Genomic DNA, 4,713 nt, shown 5'->3' on the forward strand with positions numbered 1-4,713 from the left:
CCAGAAGATACCGTTCAAGACGCGACGATCATCGACGCGCGGAACACCCCGCGGCTTGTTCGGCAACAACGGCTCAATCACCGACCATTCGAAATCCGTCAAATCAAACCGCGCCATCTCAGCCTCCATGATCCGAAGGTTGAATCACGCCATAGCCGATTCGGGAATCCCGATAATGGGTCTGTGACCTAGACGGACAACCCGCGCCTAAATGAACACATCCCAACGCCCGTCCCGCATGCGCTCGAAAGGATGGCGTTCATGCGACGGGCTTGTGCGGTCTCGCCGCGCGAAGGCGCTCCGCCACGAGCATCGTACCCGGCTTTGCCGCTCCGCCCGGGCCGGGGACGGGCTTGACCGCTTCCGCCGAGATTGCGGCCGCGCATACGGAGCACGTAACCGTCGGTTCGAATTGATGTCCGCAGGACTCGTGGACGAACAATATAGGACTTCCCTCCCGCGGACGCGCCCAGCGGTCACCCCAGGCCGTCAGAGCAAGGATTGCTGGAACTAGATCCCGTCCGGCCGTGGTGAGACGGTAGGCGTATCGAACTGGTCTTTGCTGATAGGCCACACGTTCGACGATGCCGTTTGTAATCAGCGACTTGAGCCGTCGCGTCAGTAGGTTGCGCGAAATGCCGAGATCTTCGACGAGTTCATCAAAGTGCGTGAGGTTCAGAAACAGATCGCGAATTATGAGCGGCGACCACCAATCGCCGATCATGTCGAGGCCGCGGGCCAAGGAGCATCGCATCTGAGCAAAGCTGGTTCTTTCCATCCTTCCATCATGACGGGTTGCATCATTGAACTCAATCAGATAGCTTAGTTCAATGATTGAACTGGATGCCTGATATGTACCATTCGATCGTCGAGAGGCGCGTTCGCGCGCTGTTTGACGCCGTCAATCGCGGCGACGCCGAGCCGGTGCTTCGGGCCTTTGCTCCGCGTTTCGAGCATTCCTTTCTTGGCGAGAACCACGCCCTTAGCGGGTCAAGGCATTCGCTGCCTATGACCCGGAGGTGGTATGAGCGTCTCTATCGCCTCTTGCCGGACATCAAGTTTGAGATCCGGCGTGTTTGGGTGAGCGGCGGTCCCTGGAACACGATCGTCGTCGCTGAGTGGAAGGAGACCAACTCGGGAACAGACGGGGTGTTCACCTCAAATTACGGCGTTCATGTCCTACATCTGCGGTGGACGCGTGCCACACGACTGATCATTTGCCCAGACACGGCTGGACTGAAAGCCACTTTGGATCGCTTGGCGGGCGCCGGTAATTCCGAAGCTCACGCCCCGCCAATAGTCGATTAGCCCTCGCGGCGCTGCCCGGTCGTATCGGCGATGCCATGTAGGCGCGCTGGCGGCAGTGACATTCAAGCTGAGACACCGCGACGCTGGCTAGGGTAGTCTCGCCGATCAAGGTGCCCCCACGGTGCAGTTCTGCGGCTATATCCGAATTTAGGGGCTGGTTCGATCGCCAGTCGGGCTTTCAGGGACATCGTCCGGAATCTCCTGCCGCAGCTTCGGCCCTTGGTTCAGCCGGCGGCCGAGGGCTGCGACGAAGTTGTCGTACCGGGCACCGGCCTTCGCCGTGCCGCCTGCGCGGCGGGCTCTGGCAGCGGCGGCGTGGTGGTCAGCCAGAACCGTATGAACAACGCCAACGTCTCGACCCCAATACCTACATCGCGCTCGAGCCGGGCTAGGCGCCGATCCTGCTGATCGAGCCGCTTGGCGATCACCGCCTCGCGCCGCTCGTCCGCATCGGGCGACAGGAACGAGGCGATGGCGGCTTCAGCGATCAGCGACATCGGTTGCTCCCGCCGGGCCGCGTAGGCCGAAAGCGATTGCATCACACCCGGTTCGAGATAGACGGAGATCTGAGCCTTCTTCTTCGGCGGCGGCATACCTACCTCACAGTCCCAGGTCGTCGCCGGGGTCGAGGGACGCCTCGCGCGCCAGGCCCTGCATGAGGTCGTTCATCCGACCTACGCGGGGCGCGTCCTCCTCCAGTTCGTCGGTCGGATCGAGGGCGAATTCGTTGTCGATCGGCTGCTTCTTCTCGACCGTCTCCTGGTTCAGTTCAGGCTGGCGACGACGGTCCGAATTCTTCGGATCTTCATCGTCGGCCTCCTCGCCGTCACGCACAGCGGGCGCCGGAGGCCGCGGCGGCAATGGCCGTGAACTCCAGTTGTCGGAACGACTCACTTTCGTCGGCGTCGGCACAGGCGGCGGCAGGATGCGCTCCTGCAGCGCCTCCACCTCCCGCCGTCGAAGCGTTCCGATCAGACCGGAGGGGAACACGATCCCCCGCGCTTGTCGCTCGGCGAGGCCCTGCTCGATGAGTTGGTCGGCCCGGCGATCCGTCGCCTCGCGGACCTCGGCGCCGAAGCCTGCCTGGCCGAGCGCCACCGGATCGCGCGCGACCACCTGGCGATCGAGCCAGGTTGCGCCGCTCGCCGTCACCTGGTCCTCGATGGCGAGGTCGGAACGCACCGCAATAGCAACGCGACGCTGGCCGACGTGATCGCAGCGGGAAGCGACGCGATTTCGCCGTCCGGCTGGAACGCCGATGAGAATATCAGCCCGTCGTTCTTGGCTCGGGCGCGGAGGCTGATCGGCAACGCGTCGACGACGCTGACCTGGGGCGGGGGCGCGACGGTCACGCGCGCCCTGGATGTCAGCGACGCCAACGACCATATGACCTTTCCGCGCGCCCGGTATCTCTTCCAGCAATTCGTCGAGGAGCTTTGCTCGGCCAAGGGCGTCTCCGACGGCCTGGTTGACGAGATTGAGCGCGTGATCTTCGAGTCGCATTCCCAGGATGATCGTGAATGGGCGCTCGATTTTGCCGAGCTGCGCGACCAGCAGACTTCGCGGTTCCAGCAGGCGCGCGAGCGCGAGGCCGAGGCGATCGCCGACATCTCGGACCGCATCGCCACGGAGTTTGAGAAAGAAAGCCTTGTCGCGACGCTGACGACCCAAGTCGGGCAAAAGAAGAAACTGATCGCGGATTACACAGCCGATCGTGCCAAGCTCGTCGTCAAGGGCACCGAGGCGCAGGTCACCCGCCACACGCGGCTCAGCGAGGCGGCCCAGACACTTCGCAACAAGATCCAGTCTTTCAGCAATCAGCGCCGCACCTTCGTCGCCCTGCAGGACGAGGTCCGCAGCGTCCGCGCCACCGGCGCGCCGGAAATGTTGCGCCAAGCTCGGGCGCGACACGGCGCCAGCGGCATGACCGACCAGCAATGGGACGATTTCCTGCTGATCTATAAGGGCGACGTCGACAAGAGCCTCACGGCCTACATCGCATGGGCCGATGGCGAGGTCCGCAAGCTCAACGGAGTTCCGCCGCCGCCCGGCGACCCGAACGTCGCCCTGATCCCGGACACTGCTGATTTTTCGGCGCTTCCGCTCGCGCCGATCGCCGCCGAAATGACGCGCCTCGAGGCGCTATTCAGCGCCGATAAGGTCGTCCGCGACCAATACGCGGCGCTGACCGGCCGCATCGCGCAGGAGAACTCCGCGCTCCAGACCCTCGAAACCCGGCTCACGGATGCGCAAGGCGCGGCGGTCCGTCGGAAAGACCTTCAGACCGAGCGCGACGACACCTACGGCCGGGTGTTCGAGGCGATCATCAACGAACAGAGTGCGCTGGCTAGTCTTTATGCCCCGCTGATGGCGCGGCTAGCGGCATCGTCAGGCACGCTGAAGAAGCTCAGCTTCGCGGTTCGCAGGATCGCCGACGTTCAAGCGTGGGGCTCGGTTGCGGAAGAGGAACTGCTCGATCGGCGCAAGACCGGCCCATTTTACGGACGGGGCTCCCTAATCGCGGCCGCCACTGAAGCGCTCAAGCCGGCCTGGGAGACGGGCTCGGCGGTCGAGGTTCAGGCGGCCATGACCGCGTTCATGGCAAGATACCTCAGAGATCTGCTGTCTCACGCACCTTTTGCGCCCACGCAGCAGGCCGAATTCCGGGCCTGGTCGAAACGGTTCGCGCATTGGCTTTTCAGCACCGATCACATCGCGGTCCGGTACGAGATCTCCTACGACGGTGTCGACATCCGGAAGCTGTCGCCTGGCACGCGGGGCATTGTGCTGCTGCTGCTGTATCTGGCGCTGGACGATTCAGACGATCGACCATTGATCATCGACCAGCCTGAGGAAAACCTCGATCCCAAATCGGTTTTCGACGAGCTGGTGGCGCTGTTTGTCGCGGCCAAGGCGAAGCGCCAAGTGATCATGGTCACGCACAACGCCAACCTCGTCATCAACACCGATGCGGACCAGATCATCGTCGCATCGGCGGGTCCGCATCCTTCGGGCGGTCTTCCGCCGATCTCCTATGTGTCGGGCGGTCTTGAGAGCGCGGAAATCCGCAAGGCGGTGTGTGACATCTTGGAGGGCGGCGAGGCCGCCTTCCGCGAGCGGGCCCGAAGACTGCGCGTGAGGCTGGAGCGATGAGCGCGGCCGACCTCATTAGCAAGCGGGCCAGGAAAACGCAGCAAATGTCCTTCGACTTCCGCAGGCCATGGGCAGGATTGATCGCTATGATACCGGCCTCGACGGCGTAGGTGAGAATGCCGCCACGGAACGTGTCAACGACTTTGAGACAGCCGGCGTTTGAATTTAAGCTTGGATTTGTAGCCTTTTGGTTGGCGGGTTGATCCAGGCTGCGGTTGGTTTGAGAGGCGGTTCCGGCGGCTTTTTGACGAA

4 protein-coding genes and 2 pseudogenes are annotated in these 4,713 nt (G+C 63.1%); 2 read left to right on the forward strand and 4 right to left on the reverse strand.

Translation table 11 applies throughout. From position 1 onward, the window contains the following. Nucleotides 1-117 (reverse strand): transposase (locus MPC4_RS16235; protein WP_174511329.1); only part of this gene is annotated, 117 nt, incomplete at its 3' end. A 142-nt stretch (nucleotides 118-259) separates the two neighbouring features. Next, a complete protein-coding gene (locus MPC4_RS16240; protein WP_210253675.1) occupies nucleotides 260-742 on the reverse strand; it encodes a winged helix-turn-helix transcriptional regulator in 483 nt (160 codons plus the stop codon). A 101-nt stretch (nucleotides 743-843) separates the two neighbouring features. On the opposite strand from MPC4_RS16240, the gene MPC4_RS16245 reads away from it, so the two are divergent. Further along, nucleotides 844-1,308, forward strand: a complete 465-nt coding sequence (locus MPC4_RS16245) for a nuclear transport factor 2 family protein (protein WP_174513439.1) — start codon at nucleotides 844-846, stop codon at nucleotides 1,306-1,308. A gap of 147 nt (nucleotides 1,309-1,455) precedes the next feature. On the opposite strand, the pseudogene MPC4_RS16250 reads toward MPC4_RS16245, so the two are convergent. Together MPC4_RS16250 and MPC4_RS21370 are read right to left on the reverse strand one after the other, a co-directional pair. Further along, nucleotides 1,456-1,901: pseudogene (locus MPC4_RS16250) on the reverse strand (CopG family transcriptional regulator). Between the two features lie 7 nt (nucleotides 1,902-1,908). After that, entirely contained in the window at nucleotides 1,909-2,574 is a 666-nt protein-coding gene (locus tag MPC4_RS21370; protein WP_425312490.1) for a DUF3363 domain-containing protein, read from the reverse strand. Between MPC4_RS21370 and MPC4_RS21630 the strand changes: the two are divergent. Then, nucleotides 2,506-4,461, forward strand: a pseudogene (locus MPC4_RS21630) (TrlF family AAA-like ATPase); the annotation flags it as partial. The gene MPC4_RS21370 and the pseudogene MPC4_RS21630 sit on opposite strands and share 69 nt — an antisense overlap. Between the last annotated feature and the right edge of the window lie 252 nt (nucleotides 4,462-4,713).

This window comes from Methylocella tundrae, from assembly GCF_901905185.1.
GTDB classification, from domain to species: domain Bacteria; phylum Pseudomonadota; class Alphaproteobacteria; order Rhizobiales; family Beijerinckiaceae; genus Methylocapsa; species Methylocapsa tundrae.